Raw genomic sequence first — 17,902 nt, forward strand, 5'->3', positions numbered from 1 at the left:
TGTACCTCCAGGTTTTACCGGCCACGGCGCCAGGGCGCGCGGCGTCATCTATGTTTATTTTACCGTACCGGCTGGTGCGCCGGGGGCTGTATCGGATGCGGCAGGGGTGGCTGCAGGGTCGAGACTGCGCCACAAATACCACGTCGCCACGGTGCGCCACGGTTCCCAATTGGCGGAAACTTCGCGCGCATCGCTGCGGGAAACTGGTTCGCCGGAGAAATAATTAACGCTGATGCCCTGGATCAAACCGGGGTCGTCGAGCGGCAAGACATTCGGCCGGAGCAGATTAAATATCAGAAACATCTCGGCTGTCCAGCGGCCGATGCCGCGGATTTGCACCAGTTCGGCGATGACGGCTTCGTCATCCATCTGGTCCCACTGGCTCGCGTGCACGCGCTTGGCCTTGAAATGGTCGGCCAGGTCGAGGATGTATTCGGTCTTGCGTTTGGACAAACCGCAGGCGGACAGTTGCTCGGCGCCTGCCTTCAATACTTGCGAAGGCGTGCATTTCGGGCAAGCCAGCAGCAGCTTTTTCCAGGCAGCATCCGCCGCCTTGGGCGTGATCTGCTGCCCCACCAGCGAACGGGCCAGGGTGGTAAACGGGTCGCTATGGCCGACCAGGTGCAGGTCGCCAAATTGCGGGATGAGCTTTTTCATGATGCGGTCGCGCTTCATCAGCTCGATCTTCGCCTCTTCCCAGTAATGCGGCACCTGGATCACCTGCGCCGCCACCGGGGCTTCCCCGTTTTCCCTGGACGTTGGCATCATGCGCGGCGCCAGTTGGTCGAGCCGTCAGGCTTGTCTTCAAGAATGATGCCCGCAGCCAACAATTCGGCGCGGATCTTGTCGGACTGGGCAAAGTCGCGCGCCTTTTTCGCCGCGCTGCGCGCCGCGATGGCCGCTTCGATGCCGGCCGCCTCATCCTGGCCACCGTCAGCGGCGCCGACGGTTGCTTGCAGGAATTGTTGCGGCGTGCGCTCGAGCAAGCCGAACACGCCCGCCAGGCCCTTCAATTGACGCGCCAGGGCCGGCGACTTGCTCTTGTTGACTTCCGTTGCCAGGTCGAACAGGGCGGCCACGGCCAGCGGCGTGTTGAAATCGTCATCCATCGCTTCGCGCACGCGCACGGCATGGGCTTCGTTCCAGTCGATGGCGCCCTCTTCCACCGCCACGTCGGCCAGCGCCGTGTACAAACGGGTCAGGGACAGGCGCGCGTCATCGAGGTGCACGTCCGAATAATTCAGGGGGCTGCGGTAGTGCGCGCGCAGGATGAAGAAGCGGATCACTTCGGCATCGAATTTTTGCAGCACTTCGCGGATGGTGAAGAAGTTGCCCAGCGACTTGGACATTTTTTCATTGTCCAGGCGCACGAAACCGTTATGTATCCAGTAATTGACGCTGGTATGGCCGAACGCGCCTTCGGATTGGGCGATCTCGTTTTCGTGGTGCGGGAATTGCAAGTCCGCGCCGCCGCCGTGGATGTCGAATTGTTCACCGAGCAAGGCGCATGACATGGCCGAGCACTCGATATGCCAGCCCGGGCGGCCCTTGCCCCACTTCGAATCCCATTTGACTTCTTCCGGCTCCGACTCTTTCGACGACTTCCACAGCACGAAGTCGAGCGGATCGCGCTTGCCCGTGTTGACGTCGACACGCTCGCCCGCGCGCAGGTCGTCGAGCGACTTGCCCGACAGCTTGCCATAGTGGGGGAAATTGCGCACGGCATAGTTCACATCGCCATCCGCACCCTGGTAAGCCAAATCTTTGGCTTCCAGCTGTTCGATCAGGCGCAGCATCTGCGGCACGTATTCCGTGGCGCGCGGCGTGTGGTCGGGCGTCAAAATGCCCAGCGCGGCCGTGTCTTCATCCATGTACTGGGTGAAACGCGTCGTCAGCTGGGAAATCGTCTCGCCGTTTTCCACGGCGCGGCGGATGATCTTGTCGTCGATGTCCGTAATGTTGCGCACATAGGTGACGTCGAAGCCGGACGCCTTCAGCCAGCGGTAAATGACGTCGAACGCCATCATCATGCGCGCATGGCCGATATGGCAATAATCGTAGATGGTCATGCCGCACACGTACATGCGAACCTTGCCCGCTTCCATCGGGACGAATACCTGCTTCTCGCGAGCCAGGGTGTTGTAAATCTTTAGATTGCTCATCGTGCTTTGCAAGTGGAGCGGTCGCCAGCCTGGCAAAACGACAGACAGGCGCGGACACCGGGGGTGCCGCGCCACAGAACTGCCGTGTGCGCCGAAGACTGTACGACCCGCTATATTGTTGTTCTTGTTTGTTAGAATTAGGGCGTTAGCGGTCAAGTATAACATTGATAAAAACCATACTGGCCCGATATGAATCAGGTTTTTACGATGTTCAACCGAATTTTCACTTCTTTACAATTAAAGCAAGTTTAAAGAAAAATAACGATCAAGGACGCCTTCATGCAAGAAATCAAATCGAAACGCCTGTCTTTCCTGGCCCGCTTTTGCACCCTGTTTGCCGGCCTGACCCTGGGCAGTGCCGTCGTGGCAGCCGCTCCGGCGACCGCCGTCGACCCAACGCCGCACGTGGCCCTGAAAACCAGCATGGGCGAGATCGTGCTGGAACTGGACCAGGAAAAAGCACCGAAAAGCGTGGCCAATTTCCTGCAGTACGTCAACAGCGGTTACTACAAGGGCACCGTATTTCACCGCGTCATCGATGGCTTCATGATACAGGGCGGCGGCTTCGACAAGAACATGAAGCAGAAACCGACGAAAGCGCCGATCAAGAACGAAGCGCAAAACGGCTTGCAGAACGTGACCTACAGCATCGCCATGGCGCGCACGGGCGACCCGCATTCGGCCACCGCGCAATTCTTTATCAACGTCAACGACAACGGCCCGCTCGACTACCCTGGCCGCGACGGTTTCGGCTACACGGTGTTCGGCAAAGTCGTCAGCGGCATGGACGTGGTCGACAAGATCAAGGCCGTACCCGTGGCGGACAAGGGCCCGCACCAGAACGTGCCCGTCACCCCCGTGGTGATCGAATCGGCGACTTTACTCAAGACAGCGCCCGCAAAACTGTAAAATAGCGTTTTTGCGGTGCCCGCCTGCCTGGCGCCGCTGAATCAATTATTCATCCAATTTATTAAGGATCATCATGACCTCCGTCATCATCACCACCAATCTGGGCAAGATCACCGCTGAACTGGACGCCGAGAAAGCGCCGAAAACGGTTGCCAACTTCCTGGCCTACATGCAAGCCGGCCACTACGACAACACGATTTTCCACCGCGTCATCGACGGCTTCATGATCCAGGGCGGCGGTTTCGAGCCAGGCATGAAACAGAAGCCAGCCGACACCACCGTGGAAAACGAAGCCAAGAACGGCCTGAAAAACGATACGTACACGCTGGCCATGGCCCGCACGTCGGATCCGCACTCGGCATCGGCCCAGTTCTTCATCAACATCAAGAACAACAGCTTCCTCGACTACCCAGGCCAGGACGGCTGGGGCTACGCCGTGTTCGGTAAAGTCACCGACGGCAAGGAAGTCGTCGACGCCATCCGCGCCGTGAAAACCTCGCGCGCCGGCATGTTCGCCGATGTGCCAGTCACCGATGTCATCATCGAAAAAGTCGAAGCAGTTTAATTCGGCCACTGCACCATGACTAACAGGCATTGCAGCGTTTGCGCCTCTCCATGTACATCACTTTTTGGGAGCGTTGAACGATGACAATGCCTGCCGCACTCTTTATTTCCGACCTGCATCTGCAGAGCTCGCACCCGCGCACCAGCGCGGCGTTTCTTTCTTTCCTGGAACACCATGCGCAATATGCGCAAGCGCTGTATCTATTAGGCGACCTGTTCGAATACTGGGCTGGCGACGATGACCTGGAAGACCCGTTCAATGCGCGCATGACGGCCGCCATCCGCGCCGTCAGCGATGCGGGCGTGCACGTCTACTGGATCGCCGGCAACCGCGACTTTCTTGTCGGCTCCGGCTTTGCCGCCGCCGCCGGCGCCACCCTGCTCAGCGAACCGCACGTGGCCACGCTTGCCGGCCGGCGCATCGTCTTGCTGCATGGCGACGCCGAATGCACGAAAGACGTCCAATACATGGAGTTTCGCGCCATGGTGCGCCAGCCTGCCTGGCAAAAACAGTTCCTGTCCATGCCGCTGGCGCAGCGCAAGGCAATCATCGACGGCTTGCGCAAAAGCAGCCGCGAGCACAATGGCGAAAAAACCATGGACATCATGGATGTCACGCCCGATGCCGTAGCGCAAGTATTTGCCGAACACGCGAGCACCGTCATGATCCACGGCCATACGCACCGCCCCGCCCTGCATAAAGTTGACGAAACCTTGCGCTATGTCTTGCCCGACTGGGAATGCGACGTGACGCCGCCACAACAGCCGCGCGGCGGCTGGATCGCCATCGATGCGCGCGGCAACATCACGCGCCATGACTTGAACGGCGACATCATCGACTAGGCGGTCGCCTACCGCCGCACGGGCGTTTTTCCGATAGCCGAACCCGCCTGGCCTTGCTGTAATCGCAGCATGCATACTCATTACGTCGGCACGGCCGGCTGGAGCCTGTCCAGCGCCGCCGCCAGCCACTTCCCCCTCGATGGCAGCCACCTGCAGCGCTATGCCCAGGTCTTGCCCTGCGCGGAAATCAACAGCTCTTTCTACCGCTCGCACCAGAGCGCCACTTACGCGCGTTGGGCCGCCAGCACACCCGAGCACTTCCGCTTCAGCGTGAAATTGCCGCGCAGCATCACGCACGAACGGCGCTTGCGCAACTGTGCGGCCGAACTGGATCGCTTTGCGGGAGAAGTCACGCAACTGGGAAATAAATTGGGCTGCGTGCTGGTGCAATTGCCGCCCAGCCTGCGTTTCGAGGCGGACGTGGCCGCGCAGTTTTTTCAGGCGCTGCGCCAGCGCTTCGGCGGCATGCTCGCTTGCGAGGCGCGCCACCCAAGCTGGTTCGCGGCGGAATCCACCGAACTGTTGGCCACGCAGCGCATCACGCGCGTGCGCGCCGATCCACCCGCCGGCCAGCCGGGGCCGCACGTGCCGACGACGGAAGTGGCCTACCTGCGCCTGCACGGCAGCCCGAAAATATACTATTCCGACTACCCGGCCGACTACCTGGCGGCGCTGGCCGCTGAATTGCACGCACAAACACAGGCGGACAACTGGTGCATCTTCGACAACACGGCGGCCGGAGCCGCCCTGTTCAATGCGCTGGAATTGCAGGCGCGGCTGATGGATGCAGCAGCCGCGCAATTGCTTCCCTAGGGCAAGGGTGCCTGGATCACAGCCTGCGCGGTAAAACCATACAGCACGCCATTGCCAATGGCGAAAGTGCTCAGTACAGGAGAACCCCAGCCTAGTTGCGGCGTAGAAATTACACCGGCGGTGTCAATTCTGCGTAGCGCGTCCTGGCTCCCCGTGTACAGACTGTCGTTGGCATCTATTGCCAATGGAAAATAGTCACTAGCCATCAGACTTCCGGTTCCCGGCGGACCATCCTTTCCATCGCTCCGCAAGGAAGTGCCGGCAAAATGGCTGACATCCCCATTCTGGGCCACCTTGAAGATCACATGATGCTGGACATCTTCAAAGTAGAGCGCTCCGCGGCGGTCGACGGCCAGACTGGCGGCTGAAATATAGTCGCGCGTGCCGGTCTTTCCATTCAGTGCCTTCATGGCATTCTCGTACGGCATAAACAGCGCAAACTCGCCGCCCGGAGGGCGCCGGTAGATACCATTGCCAGCATTGTGCACCCAATAAATATTGTTTTGCTGGTCGATCGCCAGCGCGAAGCGCGTGCCATGCGAAATTGGCAAATAATCAATACTGGATACCTCGCCCTGCTTGTTAATCTTGCGCAACACGAGCCGAGGCTGCCCATGGAACTGGTCAGCAAAATACAGGTTGCCTTCCTTGTCGAACGCCATGGCCACCGGCCCCTCCAGGGTCGCGGTGCCACGCCCGCCATCGACCCCGCCGTCTTTTCCCGCAATACCCGCAAAGGTACTGACCAGACCATCGGCCGTCACGCGACGGATGACCTTGTTGACATCATCGGCCAGGTAGACATTCCCCGCGCTATCGGCCACGACGGCTCTCGCGTAGCCCAACGTCAAGCGGGTGGCAGCACCACTACCATCGACGAGGCCGATATGTCCCGGCAAGGCCGGCAGGGTCGACAGCTTTCCATCCTGATCCAGCCTGCGCAGCATATGCCGGCCCAGGTCATATACGACCATGGCACCGGAAGGCTCCAGCACCATTTCAGTGAGCTGTTTGAAGCCTGGTGCCTGACCGTTCGCATCAGGCATGGCAGCACCGAGCAAGGTCGTCACCTTGCCGTCTGCCTGCACTTTCCGGATGCTGCCGCCGTCGGCCAGCAATAACTCGTCATCGCGGTTGAACTGCATGCCGCGAATGCGGAAAAAGCTGGCAGCGCCACCGATACCGTCGACAGAAGAATTCTGCGAGCGGTTCCCCGCCACCTTGACCGCCATGCCATTCTGGATGCGGAATAGATAAGAACCCGTGGCATCCGCAAAATAAACGCTGCCAGCGGAATCAAGCGCAAGTCGGCCCACTCGTTGAAAGTCGCTGCTGACTTCAGGCATGGGAGCAAATGTCCACGCCAGGGTGCTGACCACGCCGTTCGCAGCGACGCGACGTATGGCATTTTTATGCATATCGACCAGCAGCACATCGCCATTCACATCGATGGCCAGACTGCCAGGCAAGCCAAAGCGGGCTTGCTCTTTCTGCCCATCTACATACGCAGACGCCGGCTCAAGATCATCAACCTCACAACTGCTGCGCCGCTGGCCAGCAACCGTACTAACCACGCCGGCCGGCGTGATCTTGCGCAGCACGGCGTGACAGTAGTCACTCACATAGAGATTCGCCTGGCGATCAATTGCCAGACGGGAACCCTCGATGAAGGAAAACGTGGCGCTCGACACCGGGCCGTCATCCACGCCGCGCTTGCCCATCACGCCCGCATACACGCTCAAGCTGCCGTCAATTCCCATTTTATGGATGACCTGATTGCCCGCATCGGCGATATAGTAGTTACCAGCGGCATCGCGGACCATCCCTGCCATTTTTTGGATTTTCTCCTGCACCCCTGCCAGCACGACCGGCAGGCAACGCACGGCCAGGGTATTGACATCCGCGTTGCCCATGGTCGCCGCGCCTTGCGCGATGCTGCAGCCCAGCCCCTCGGAGGCGCTGTCGACCTTGCCTTCATAACTGGCGCCCGCCGCCAGCTTGCCGGCAAAACTGAACGCACCGTTGGCCGTAACGGTTACTTTATCCGCGCCGTTTGCCAGCACGACGCTGGCGCCTGGCAGCAAGCCGCTGACCGTGCCTCCCAGCAGGTATCGTGGCGTTTCGACAGGTGCTACGGGCATGGCCGTGCCACCGCTGGAACCGCCGCCGCAAGCGCTCAGTCCGGCCAGCAGGGCGATGCCACAGCTGGCGCGTCTGAACAGGTTTTGCAACTCGTCATATCGATTGATCATTGCTGCTTTCATGGTAAGTGGCGACGATATTCGCCAGAAGCTATCAAATAATTTTTTCAAACACGCAACATTATAGTTTCCACATGGTTAGAAATCATCGAACTGTTGACATTTGCATTTTCACTGTTATAGTTCACTACAACACCAACCCAATACATCACGGAGCTTCGATGCCTACAGCACTTTTTACGCGCCGCGCCGCCCCGCCCTTGTCGGAGCGCATCCCATGAGCGCGGAATGGAACGACAATAGCCCCATCTACCGCCAGCTCAAGGCCAGGGTGGTGGGCATGATGCTCGATGGCGTGCTGCAGTCCGGTGACGCCTTGCCGTCGGTGCGCCAGGTGGCGGCCGATTACCAATTGAATCCCATCACGGTCTCGCGCGCCTACCAGGAACTGGTCGACGATGCCCTGGTGGAAAAACGCAGAGGACTCGGTATGTATGTCTTGGAAGGCGCCCGCGACAAATTGCTGGCCAGCGAACGCGAACGCTTCCTGCGCGAAGAATGGCCAGCCTTGCTGGAACACATCACCCGCCTGGGCCTTGATCTCGATCAACTGCTGCGAGCGAGCCGCGACGGCGGCGCACACGGAGAGAACGCATGAATGCATTGAACAAGGACAGCGTCATCAGCGCGCGCGGCCTGCGCAAGCAGTATGGCAAGCAGGTGGCCATCGACAACATCAGCTTCGATATCGCGCCGGGGCGCATCGTCGGCTTGATCGGGCCTAACGGTTCCGGCAAGACCACCACCCTGAAAGCCATCCTGGGCCTGACGGGCTTCGATGGCGACTTGTCCGTGCTGGGGCGCGATCCCCGCGTGCAGCGCGACGCGCTGATGGACGACGTGTGCTTCATCGCCGACGTGGCCATCCTGCCGGGCTGGCTGCGCGTGGCCGACGCCATCGATTTCGTTGCCGGCGTGCATCCACGTTTCGACCGCAGCAAGGCCGAACGCTACCTGGCCCACACCAAGCTGGCGCCGAAGATGAAGGTCAAGGCCATGTCGAAGGGCATGGTGGTGCAGCTGCACCTGGCGCTGGTGATGGCCATCGACGCCAAACTGCTGGTGCTCGACGAGCCGACCCTGGGCCTGGATATCCTGTACCGCAAGCAGTTCTACCAAAACTTGCTGGAAGACTATTTCGATGAAAACAAGACCATCGTCATCACCACGCACCAGATCGAGGAAGTGGAACACATCCTCAGCGACCTGATGTTCATTCGCGACGGCAAGATCGTGCTGGCCTCGAGCATGGAAGAGGTGGGCGAGCGCTATATCGAGGTGATGGTGGGCCCGCAGCACGTCAATCCGGCACGCGCCCTGCAGCCGATCAGCGAACGCAGCGTGTTCGGCAAGTCCGTGATGCTGTTCGATGGCGTCGCCCGCACCCAGCTGGCTGCCCTCGGCGAAGTACGCACGCCCAGCCTGGCTGACCTGTTTGTCGCGACCATGAAAGGATCGTACCAATGAGTATTTCCCCTGTAAACAAGATGCAATGGCTGCTCCGGCGCGAGTTGTGGGAACACAAGGGCATGCTGGTGTGGACGCCTGCCCTGATCGGCGTCGTCATGACGGTGCTGGGCGCCCTGATGGCGGCCGCGACCGTCGCAAAGACCAAAATGCACACGGCGCTCATCGTCAATGGCGAGGAAATTTCCTGGAGCACCGTCTTCAATACGCGCACCTTTGGCCCGCGCCGCACGGAAATCATCGACGCCGTCGCCAACAACTATACGTACGCGGCCGCACCGCTGTTCCTGGCGCTGGGCTTCCTCGTATTTTTCTATTGCCTCAGCGCCCTGCATGACGATCGCCGCGACCGCAGCGTGCTGTTCTGGAAATCGCTGCCCATCTCGGATGCGCAGACGGTGCTGTCGAAAGCGGCCATCGCCCTGCTGGTCGCGCCGCTGATCGTGGCCGCTGCCGCCAGCCTGACGTCGCTGGCCCTGATCCTGATCCTCAGCGGCGTGCTGGCGGCCAACGGCATCCACGTGTTTGCCGAACTGCTGGGCTCTTCCGGCCTGTACCTGGGACCGCTGCGCGTGTTTGGCTTGCTGCCCGTGTATTGCCTGTGGGCCTTGCCGACTGTCGGCTGGCTGCTGATGGTATCGAGCTGGGCCAAGTCGAAAGTCTTCCTGTGGGCCGTCGGCGTGCCGTTGCTGCTGCTCATCCTGACAGTCTGGGCCGGCAAGCTGACGCAGACGGAAAGCGATGTCAGCTGGATACAGATGAATGTCATCGGACGTGCCCTGCTGGGCACCCTCCCCGGCAGCTGGTATCTGTTCGAACCGGAACTGCTGCCGCGCATGCACGCCCTGGCAGAGGGGGGATCGCACATGACACGCATCGATGTGTTCAGCAATTCCTGGTCCAGCCTCGCCTTGCCGGCCGTCTGGCTCGGCGCGGCGGCAGGCGCGGCGCTGATTTACGCCGCCATCCGCCTGCGCAGCTGGCGCGAGGAAGGCTGACAGCGCACTAGCTCTTCCCCCTCAAAAACGCCCCGCCCGTCGGGGCGTTTTCTATTTCTGCGCTGGCGAAACATCTGAAAATAATAACTACCTTTCTGATAGTGATTATTAAAAAATTCCCTCCCTGAATAACGACTATTCATTCGATAGCATCAGTTCGATATAAAAATTACAAATAATTATTTCTATCGTATTTTATTACCAATCAAATTTGATAATCACCATACAAAAAAGCAACAACTAGCAATTCGATAGCGATAGGGTTTTTTCGATGAAAGGCGCAGAAACACTGCAACCGGGTAGCGGATTCAGCCTGAAAGTCCCATTCCGTGACAATCCGTGATTATTCACTTGCGCAAAGCTTGACAGAATAGAGTCATGAAAAATGATAAAAATTGAATTGAAAGTTTCAAAATTGAAACTACCATCAGAGTGAGAGCTGGTGCGGCCTGCATGCAAATACCGCTATCTTTCTAGGTGTATCGGCTGGCAAGCCAGTTATCGGAAAAACAGGATGCAAGAAAATAACGCCATGCAAAACAAATGCAAAAATGGCATTTTAAATATTTCAGGGCCGACGTTCCATTACGCCAGCGTTTTTTTGCCAGTTATGTTTTACTTTCACCATCTGCATCGGCAATACCCAATTTCAACCACGGCCCAAGCCACGCCGGAGTAAGCAAGGAAACGAAACACATTATTGATTTTTTAATATCTTAAAAAATTAAACGAACATATAACCTTCTTCCGGAGAATTTCAAATGGCCACCACCCAAAATCCAGCACAAGTTCCCGTCAATGCCGAAGGCGCTGGCGTCAAGGTCGCTACGCCCGCTAAAAAAGCGGTCAATCCGAAAAACGGCGACCGCAAGCAATATGACGAAGACGAGCTGATAAAAGGGGCCGATGCCAGCTCGACCATGCCGCCTGAAAATGTCGTGGAAGTCACGGGAAGCGCCGATAGCGGCAATGCCGCTGCCCTGGGCACGGCCGCAGCGGTGGCTGCAGCCGCCTTGGCAGCCGGTGGCGGCGGTGCGGCCGCAGGCCAGGCCGGCAATGGCAGTGCCGATCCCGGCACGTCGCAAAGCGACAACAACGGCGGCGCCGCGGGCGCGGCAGGCACCGGCGCGGGCGCGGGCGCCGCCGGCATCCCCAGCGGCAGCGTCGTGGATGTCGCAGGAGCATCAGCTGGAGCGGGTGCAGGCGCCGGCGCCGGCGCTGCAGGCGGCCTGGGCGGACTTGGCGTGCTGGGCGCGCTCGGCGGCCTTGGCCTGGTAGCCGCCGCGGCTGGCGGTGGCGGCGGAGGCGGTGCCGCGGCCGGCGGTGCCGGCACCGGTGGCACGGGCACTGGCGGCACGGGCACGGGAGGAACCGGTGGCACGGGCGGAACGGGAGGAACTGGCGGCACGGGCGGCTCGACCGGCGGTAGCACGGGAAATCAATCCACGACGACGACCATTACCGACGCGGCCGTGCTGGCTGCAGCAGCAGCGGTCGCGGCGGCCAGCAATGCCCTGGCCGATGATGCCGCCGCCGCGGCAGCCGCCGCCACGGCAGCAGCTGCGCTGGCAGCGGCGAATGCGGCCACGCTCGCCGACCAGCAGGCTGCCGCCGCTGCAGCTGCAGCGGCAGCAGCCTTGCTCGCAGCCAATAACGCCACCAGCGACGATGTGCTGGCCGCCAGCACGGCAGCCGCCGTGCCCGGTGCACAAGCCGCTGCCACGGCTGCCACGACCGACGACAACGCGGCCGCGGCTGCTGCCGCGACCGCCGCCATTTCGCTGGCTGCCACCACGTCGGCACAAAATGCCGATGCGGCTGCCGTCACGGCCGCCGCCAACGCCGCCGCCGCGCACGCCGCTGCCGATGCGGCACAGACGCAAGCGGACCAGACCAACGCCCCCGCGCTGCAATTGATCGCCGATGCGGCCGATGTCGTCTCCACCGCCGCCAATACCCAGGCAGCGCTGACCGATGCGGCGGCGCTGGGCGTCATCTCGGCCAATGATGCCGCCGCCGCCGCTGCCGCCACGGCGCTGGCCAATGCCACGGACGCCGCAGCGCTGGACCTGGCGGCCACGGCCGCCGCCAATGCCGCCGTCACGGCCGGCATACAGGCCAGCCTGACGGACGCCGCCGCTCTGACAGTCATCTCCGATGCCGATGCGGCCACCGCCGCCGCGGCCGCCAGCGTGGCCGCCGCCACCGATGCCGTCGCCCTGACCGCCGCCTCGAATGCGGCCGCTACCGCGGCAGCGAATGCGGCAATCAACGCCAATGCCAGCGACGCCGCGGCACTGGGCATCGCTGCCACGGCGGCAGCGAATGCCGCTACGTCGGCCAGCACGCAAGCAGGACTCACCGACGCCGTGACGCTGACCATGGTAGCGGACGCCGCCGCCGGCGTCGCCGCCTGGGATGCCTCGATCGCCAACGCCACCGATGCCGTGGCCCTGCAGGCCGCCGCCGATGCGGCCGCCACGAACGCCGCAAATGCGCAGACACAAGCGAACATGACGGACGCGCCCACCCTGGGGCTGATCGCCGATGCCGCGACCCTGGCGTCAGATGCGGCGCAGGCGCAGGCCGACCTGACCGACGCGGCAGCGCTGGCCCTGATTTCCAGCGCCGATGCCGCCGCAGCGGCGACAGCGGCCACCCTGGCCGGCAACACGGATGCCGCCGCGCTCGACATCGCTGCCGCCGCTGCCGCCACTGCCGCCGCCAACGCCGTGGTGACAGCCAACCTGAGCGACGCAGCCGCCCTGCAGATCACGGCCGATGCCGCCGCCAACACCTCGACCGCCGCCGCCGCGCAAGCGGCGCTGACCGATGCGGCCGCGCTGCAAATCGTCTCCGATAATGACGCCGCTGCCGCGCTGGCAGCGCAAACCACCGCCGACCAGACGGATGCCGCCGCCCTGGCCGCTGCCGACGCGGCGGCGGCCAGCGATGCCGCGAATGCCCAGGCAGTGGCCGGTCAGACCGATGTAGTTGCTCTGCAGCAAGCTGCCGACCAGGCGGACGCGGATGCGGCGGCCGCCCATTCGCAAGCGAGCCTGCTGGACGTCAACGTCGCCCTGAATGCCTTCAACCTGGCCAACCTCGCCGCCCTGGCCGCCAACGTCACGGCCGGGCAGACCAGCGTCGTCGACCTGACGGCGACCGTCAACGCCTTGCAGCTCGACGCCGATGGCGCCGATGCCGATGCCAGCCTGACGGACGCCCTCTTCCTCGCCGGCATCTCCGCCGCCGATGCGCTGGCGGCGGCCGGCCTGCAGGCCACCGCCGAACTGACGAATGCCGATGCGCTCATCACCGCCGCTGCCGCTGCCGTCTCGGCGGCGGAAACAGCCGCCCTGCTGGGCGGGATCGACATCTCGGCCGTCAGCGCCGCGGCGGCGGCCCAAGCTGCCGCCACGGCAGCAGCGGCCACCGCCGCGCTGACCGATGCCGGCGCACTGGGCCTTGTCTCCACCGCCGATGCCGCCGCCGAACTTGCCGCCCAGGCCGCCGTCAGCACACTGACGGCCGCCAATACGCTGGCGCAAAACGCCCTGACCGCGGCACAGCTCGTGGCCGGCCAGACCGATGCCGCGGCCCTGGCCGTGGCGTCGTCGACCGCCGATGCGGCCGCCGCCGCAGCCGTCACGACGGCGGGCCAGACGGACGCCATCGCGCTGAGCCTCATTTCCAACGCCGATGGCCTGGCTGCCTCCTCGGCCGCCAGCCTGGCGGCGCTGACGGATGCCACGGCGCTGGGCATAATCTCGACCACCGATGCCACCTTGGCCGCCACCCTGCTGACAACGGCCAACTTGACGGACGCTGCCGCCCTGAGCCTGGCCGCCGCCGCGGCGGCCGCCGCCGCCAATACGGCGACGAATGTTGCCAACCTGACCGATGCGGTGGCACTGGGCACGCTCTCGGCCGCCGCCACCACGGCCGCCAATACGGCCGCCGCCACCGCCTCGTTGACGGACGCCACGGCCCTGGGCCTCGTCGCCACGGCCGACGCGGCACTCGCCGCCACGGCGCAGACGACAGCCAACCTCACCGATGCCGTGGCGCTGGGCCTCGTCTCGACGGCCGCCAACACGGCCGCCAGCCTGGCTGCCACGGCGGCCAACCTGACGGACGCCGTTGCCCTGGGCACCGTCTCGACGGCCGCCACGGCAGCCGCCAGCACGGCCGCCGCCACCGCCGCGCTGACCGATGCCGTCGCCCTGGGGCTGACGGCCACCGTCGATGCGGCCGCCGCCACCGCCGCGCAAACGACGGCCAGCCTGACGGACGCCGTGGCCCTGGGCCTGGTGGCGACCGTGAATGCCACGGCCGCCGCGACCGCCGCCACCGTCGCCGGCCTGACCGACGCCGTCGTGCTGGGCACCCAGCATACGCTCGACGTCACGGCCGCCACCGTGGCCGCCACCAAGGCGGCGCTGACGGACGCGGCCGCGCTGACCACCATCGCCAACAACGATGCCGCGAGCGCCGCTGCGGCTGCCGCCTATTCGGCCGCCCATCCACTCGATCTAGTGGCCGCGCTGGCCGCCACCGTGGCCGCCACCACGGCCGGCCTGTCGCACACGGCGGCGCTGGCGGCGCAAGCCGACGATGCGGCTGCCGCCTCGACGGCCGCCACGGCTGCCGCCTCGCTGGTCACGCTGAACAATGCGATTGCCGCCGACAATGCCGCCACCGCCGCCGCCACGCTGGCCCTGACCTCGCAGGCTGCCGCCACGGCGGCGCAGCTGGACGACACTCTCGCGGCGACCGCCGCTGGCGTGGCCGCCACCTCGCTGGCAGCGGCGCAGGCAGCGCAAGCGGCCGATGCCGCCGCCGCCGCGACGGCAGCGACGGCAGCCAATGCCCTCGCCGCCCTGAATGCGGCCCTGGCCGCCGACGCGAATGCGGCAGCTACCGCCGCGGCTGCCGTCACGGCCAATGCAGCCACGGCCGCCGCCGTCGCCGACGATCTGGCCGCCGCCACGGCCGCCACCGTCGCCAATGCCTCGCAAGCGGCCGCGCAAGCGGCACAGCTGGCCGACAATGCGGCCGCCAGCGCCGCCACCATCGCCGCCAATGCATTGACCGCGCTGAACCAGGCACTGGCTGACGATGCGGCCGCCGCAGCCGCCGTCCTCAACTCCACCAACGCCACGGCCGCCGCTGCGGCCGCTACCGCCGCCGATACGGCCGCCGCCGCTGCCGCCGCCGTCGCCGCCATCTCGGCCGCCGCCACGCAGCATGCGCAGGCGGACGATGCCGCAGCAGCAGCCGCCGCCCTCACGGCGGCCATCTCGCTGGCCGCCACACAGGCCGCGCAGGCGGCCGACCTGGCCGTCGGCACGACGGCGGCGGCGGCAGCAGCCGCACTGGCCGCCCTGAACCAGGCCCTGAACGACGACAGCGTCGCCGCAGCAGCGGCCACGGCGGCCAACAATGCGCAAGCGGCCCTGAATGCGGCCACGACGGCGCTCAACGCGGCAATCCTGACGGCCAGCAACTCGCTTGCCGCCACCAATGCCGCCGTGGGCGCCGACGCCACGGCGGCAAGCACGGCAGCCGCCGCCGCGGCCGCGCAGATCATTGCCGACGCCGCGCTGCAAGCCGACGCCGGCCTGGCCGCCCTCGCCACGGCGGCCAACAATGCACTGGCCGCAGCCAGCGCCGCGCTGGCCGCCGACGATGCGGCCGCCAGTGCCGCGCACACGGCGGCCCTGTCGGCCGCCGCCACGCTGGCGGCGCAACTGGCCGACACGGCCGCCCTCAACGCCCATGCGGCGCTCAACGCGGCCATCGCCAACCTGAACGCGGCGGTAACGGCCGATACCAACGCTCTGGACGCCGACAATGACAAGACGCTCAAGCTGAACCTGCTCATCTCCGCGCAAAATGCGTCCGATGCGGCAGCCCAGGCCGACGCGAATGCGGCAGCCGCCCATGCGGCGCTGGCGTCGGCCCAGGCCGACGATGCAGCGGCCGTCACGGCTGCCAACAATGCGGCAGCCGCGCATGCGGCGGCCGTCGCGGCGCAAAATGCCGATGCCGTCGCGGCAGCGGCGGCGGCACAGGCAGCCATCTCGCTGGCCGCCACGCTCAATGCTCAGGCGGATGACGCCACGGCGGCAGCGGCCGCCACGGCCGCCGCGAATGCGCAGCTGGCGCTGAACGCGGCCCTCGCCGCCGACGCCAATGTCGCCGCCACCGCAGCTGCAGCCGCCGCCGCCCAGCTGGCGGCGCAAAACGCGCACGATGCCGATGCCGCCGCCGCGGCAGCGGCCGTCGCGGCCGCCATTACCCTGGCAGCCACGCAGGCAGCCCAGGCCGACGATGCGGCAGCCGCCCTGGCCGCGGCCAACGCCGCCAACGCCCAGGCAGCGCACAACGCCGCCGTCGCCGACGACCAGGCCGCAGCGGACGCAGCAGCAGCCGCCTCCCTCGCACAAGCAGCAGCGACTGCCGCAGCAGCCGCCGATACTGCCGCCACCGCCAGCGCCGCGGCGGCAGCAGCGGCACTGCTCGCCGCCCAGGCAGCACAAGCCGACGACACGGCCGCCAACCAGGCTGCGGCAAATGCCGCCGCCGCCACCGCCGCGCACACGGCAGCGATCGCCGCCGATGCCCTCGCCATCAGCACGGCGGCAACGGCAGCCACCGCCCTGGCCGCCGCCACCGCGGCGCAGAACGACGATGACGCCGCGGCAGCCGCAGCAGCCCAGGCCGCCATTTCGCTGGCCATCACGCAGCAGGCACAGGCCGACGATGCGGCAGCGGCAGCGGCTACCCTCAACGCCAACAATGCGGCCGCAGCCGCGCTGGCCGCCCATGCCGCTGATGCGGCCGCGCCGCTGGCCCAGGCACAGGCCGCCGCCTCGCTGCTGGCCTTCCAGGCCGCGCAAGCCGACGATGCCGCCGCCGCCAACGCGGCGGCAGCAGCGGCCCAGGCACATGCCAATGCCAATGCGGCCTACGCGGACGATGCGGCAGCGGCCCAGGCCAACGCCGACGCGCAGGCAGCCGATGCGGCCCTGGTGCAAGCGAACGCCCTGGCCGCGCAAACGGACGCCAGCGCCCTGGCCGTGGTGTCGGCGGCGGACGCCGCCCACGCCGCCGCCGTGCAAGCGCTGGCCGACCAGACCGATGCCGTGGCGCTCACCCAGGCCGCCGATGCGGCTGCGGCAGCCGCCCTGGCCGCGGCGCAGACTGCCAACCTGACGGACGCCACCGCCCTGCACCTGGCAGCCGATGCGGCCGCCGCCGCCGCCCTGCAGGCGCAGGCGCAGGCGGACCTGACGGATGCAAACTCGCTGACGGTGTCGGCCAATGCCGCAGCCGCAGCGGCGGCGGCAGCCCAGGCCCACGCCGACCTGACGGATGCGAGCCAGCTGTTCGTGCTCAGCCAGAACGCGCTGCACAACCCGCTGACGGTGAGCGACTTCAGCACCGGCCTGCCAGCCGCCGGCGGCGACGTGATCGACATGTCGGCCATCGCCCACCTGACGGCAGCGGTGGCGGTGGGCGTCAACCTGAGCACAGACTTTGGCAACGACAACCTGTTCATCTTCGATGGCACGTCCGTGTCGATCGGCGCGGCAGCCAGCGCCATCGCGGCCGACAACAGCGTCCTGTCGGGCCAGGGCTACATCGTCATCGCCGATGCGCAGAACAGCGGCGCCGTGACGGTGTATCACTCGAGTGACCTGAGCAACGCCAACGCCATCGACACGGCGCTGGTGCTGCTGAGCGGGGTGAACATCACGCAGCTGACGGCGGCCAACTTCATCGTCTGAAGCAGGGCACCCACGGCAGCGGGAGCGCACAGCGGCGCGCTCCCGCCCCACCTTGAAATGCGTCAGGCCTCGGGCCGGAAAAGTACGGG

General features: G+C 64.9%; 11 protein-coding genes. 8 read left to right on the top strand and 3 right to left on the bottom strand.

The window, feature by feature from the left end; all coding sequences use genetic code 11:
* Positions 1–54: 54 nt before the first annotated feature.
* Both NCG91_RS27065 and cysS read right to left on the bottom strand, forming a co-directional pair.
* Positions 55–768, bottom strand: a complete 714-nt coding sequence (locus tag NCG91_RS27065) for a DNA-3-methyladenine glycosylase family protein (RefSeq protein ID WP_435526525.1) — start codon at positions 766–768, stop codon at positions 55–57.
* A complete protein-coding gene (gene cysS / locus NCG91_RS27070) occupies positions 765–2,162 on the bottom strand; it encodes a cysteine--tRNA ligase (RefSeq protein ID WP_251351926.1) in 1,398 nt (465 codons plus the stop codon). The genes NCG91_RS27065 and cysS overlap by 4 nt, the downstream gene beginning before the upstream one ends.
* A 279-nt stretch (positions 2,163–2,441) precedes the next feature.
* Between cysS and NCG91_RS27075 the strand changes: the two genes are divergently transcribed.
* The 4 genes from NCG91_RS27075 (at position 2,442) to NCG91_RS27090 (ending at position 5,291) form a co-directional block, all read left to right on the top strand.
* Entirely contained in the window at positions 2,442–3,071 is a 630-nt protein-coding gene (locus NCG91_RS27075; RefSeq protein WP_099664682.1) for a peptidylprolyl isomerase, read from the top strand.
* 73 nt (positions 3,072–3,144) lie between these two features.
* Positions 3,145–3,636: a peptidylprolyl isomerase gene (locus NCG91_RS27080; protein ID WP_070221314.1), complete on the top strand. Its 492-nt coding sequence runs from the start codon at positions 3,145–3,147 to the stop codon at positions 3,634–3,636.
* A gap of 86 nt (positions 3,637–3,722) precedes the next feature.
* Complete coding sequence (locus NCG91_RS27085; RefSeq protein WP_099664683.1) at positions 3,723–4,478, top strand: UDP-2,3-diacylglucosamine diphosphatase; 756 nt, start codon at positions 3,723–3,725, stop codon at positions 4,476–4,478.
* Positions 4,479–4,547: 69 nt separating this feature from the next.
* A complete protein-coding gene (locus NCG91_RS27090) occupies positions 4,548–5,291 on the top strand; it encodes a DUF72 domain-containing protein (protein WP_251351927.1) in 744 nt (247 codons plus the stop codon).
* Here the strand turns inward: NCG91_RS27090 and NCG91_RS27095 are convergent.
* The gene (locus NCG91_RS27095; RefSeq protein WP_251351928.1) at positions 5,288–7,555 is read right to left on the bottom strand and encodes an NHL repeat-containing protein; all 2,268 of its coding nucleotides are present in this window, start codon (positions 7,553–7,555) and stop codon (positions 5,288–5,290) included. The two genes, NCG91_RS27090 and NCG91_RS27095, sit on opposite strands and share 4 nt — an antisense overlap.
* A 214-nt stretch (positions 7,556–7,769) precedes the next feature.
* Between NCG91_RS27095 and NCG91_RS27100 the strand changes: the two genes are divergently transcribed.
* The 4 genes from NCG91_RS27100 (at position 7,770) to NCG91_RS27115 (ending at position 17,813) form a co-directional block, all read left to right on the top strand.
* Positions 7,770–8,150: a GntR family transcriptional regulator gene (locus tag NCG91_RS27100; RefSeq protein ID WP_251351929.1), complete on the top strand. Its 381-nt coding sequence runs from the start codon at positions 7,770–7,772 to the stop codon at positions 8,148–8,150.
* Positions 8,147–9,019 carry an ABC transporter ATP-binding protein gene (locus NCG91_RS27105; protein WP_251351930.1) on the top strand — a complete coding sequence of 291 codons (873 nt, stop codon included), beginning with the start codon at positions 8,147–8,149 and terminating at the stop codon, positions 9,017–9,019. Before NCG91_RS27100 ends, NCG91_RS27105 begins: the two co-directional genes overlap by 4 nt.
* Entirely contained in the window at positions 9,016–10,017 is a 1,002-nt protein-coding gene (locus NCG91_RS27110) for a hypothetical protein (protein WP_251351931.1), read from the top strand. The genes NCG91_RS27105 and NCG91_RS27110 overlap by 4 nt, the downstream gene beginning before the upstream one ends.
* A 761-nt stretch (positions 10,018–10,778) precedes the next feature.
* Positions 10,779–17,813, top strand: coding sequence for a hypothetical protein (locus NCG91_RS27115; RefSeq protein ID WP_251351932.1), 7,035 nt, complete (start codon positions 10,779–10,781; stop codon positions 17,811–17,813).
* Positions 17,814–17,902: the final 89 nt, after the last annotated feature.

The sequence above is a fragment of the Janthinobacterium kumbetense genome (genome assembly GCF_023703445.1).
GTDB classification, from domain to species: domain Bacteria; phylum Pseudomonadota; class Gammaproteobacteria; order Burkholderiales; family Burkholderiaceae_D; genus Janthinobacterium; species Janthinobacterium kumbetense.

Bases quoted from the DNA above. Each gene is read 5' to 3' on its own strand.
- NCG91_RS27095 (WP_251351928.1), bottom strand. From the start codon at position 7,555: ATGAAAGCAGCAATGATCAATCGATATGACGAGTTGCAAAACCTGTTC.
- NCG91_RS27090 (WP_251351927.1), top strand. From the start codon at position 4,548: ATGCATACTCATTACGTCGGCACGGCCGGCTGGAGCCTGTCCAGCGCC.
- NCG91_RS27065 (WP_435526525.1), bottom strand. From the start codon at position 768: ATGATGCCAACGTCCAGGGAAAACGGGGAAGCCCCGGTGGCGGCGCAG.
- NCG91_RS27075 (WP_099664682.1), top strand. From the start codon at position 2,442: ATGCAAGAAATCAAATCGAAACGCCTGTCTTTCCTGGCCCGCTTTTGC.
- cysS (WP_251351926.1), bottom strand. From the start codon at position 2,162: ATGAGCAATCTAAAGATTTACAACACCCTGGCTCGCGAGAAGCAGGTA.
- NCG91_RS27115 (WP_251351932.1), top strand. From the start codon at position 10,779: ATGGCCACCACCCAAAATCCAGCACAAGTTCCCGTCAATGCCGAAGGC.
- NCG91_RS27100 (WP_251351929.1), top strand. From the start codon at position 7,770: ATGAGCGCGGAATGGAACGACAATAGCCCCATCTACCGCCAGCTCAAG.
- NCG91_RS27110 (WP_251351931.1), top strand. From the start codon at position 9,016: ATGAGTATTTCCCCTGTAAACAAGATGCAATGGCTGCTCCGGCGCGAG.
- NCG91_RS27080 (WP_070221314.1), top strand. From the start codon at position 3,145: ATGACCTCCGTCATCATCACCACCAATCTGGGCAAGATCACCGCTGAA.
- NCG91_RS27085 (WP_099664683.1), top strand. From the start codon at position 3,723: ATGCCTGCCGCACTCTTTATTTCCGACCTGCATCTGCAGAGCTCGCAC.
- NCG91_RS27105 (WP_251351930.1), top strand. From the start codon at position 8,147: ATGAATGCATTGAACAAGGACAGCGTCATCAGCGCGCGCGGCCTGCGC.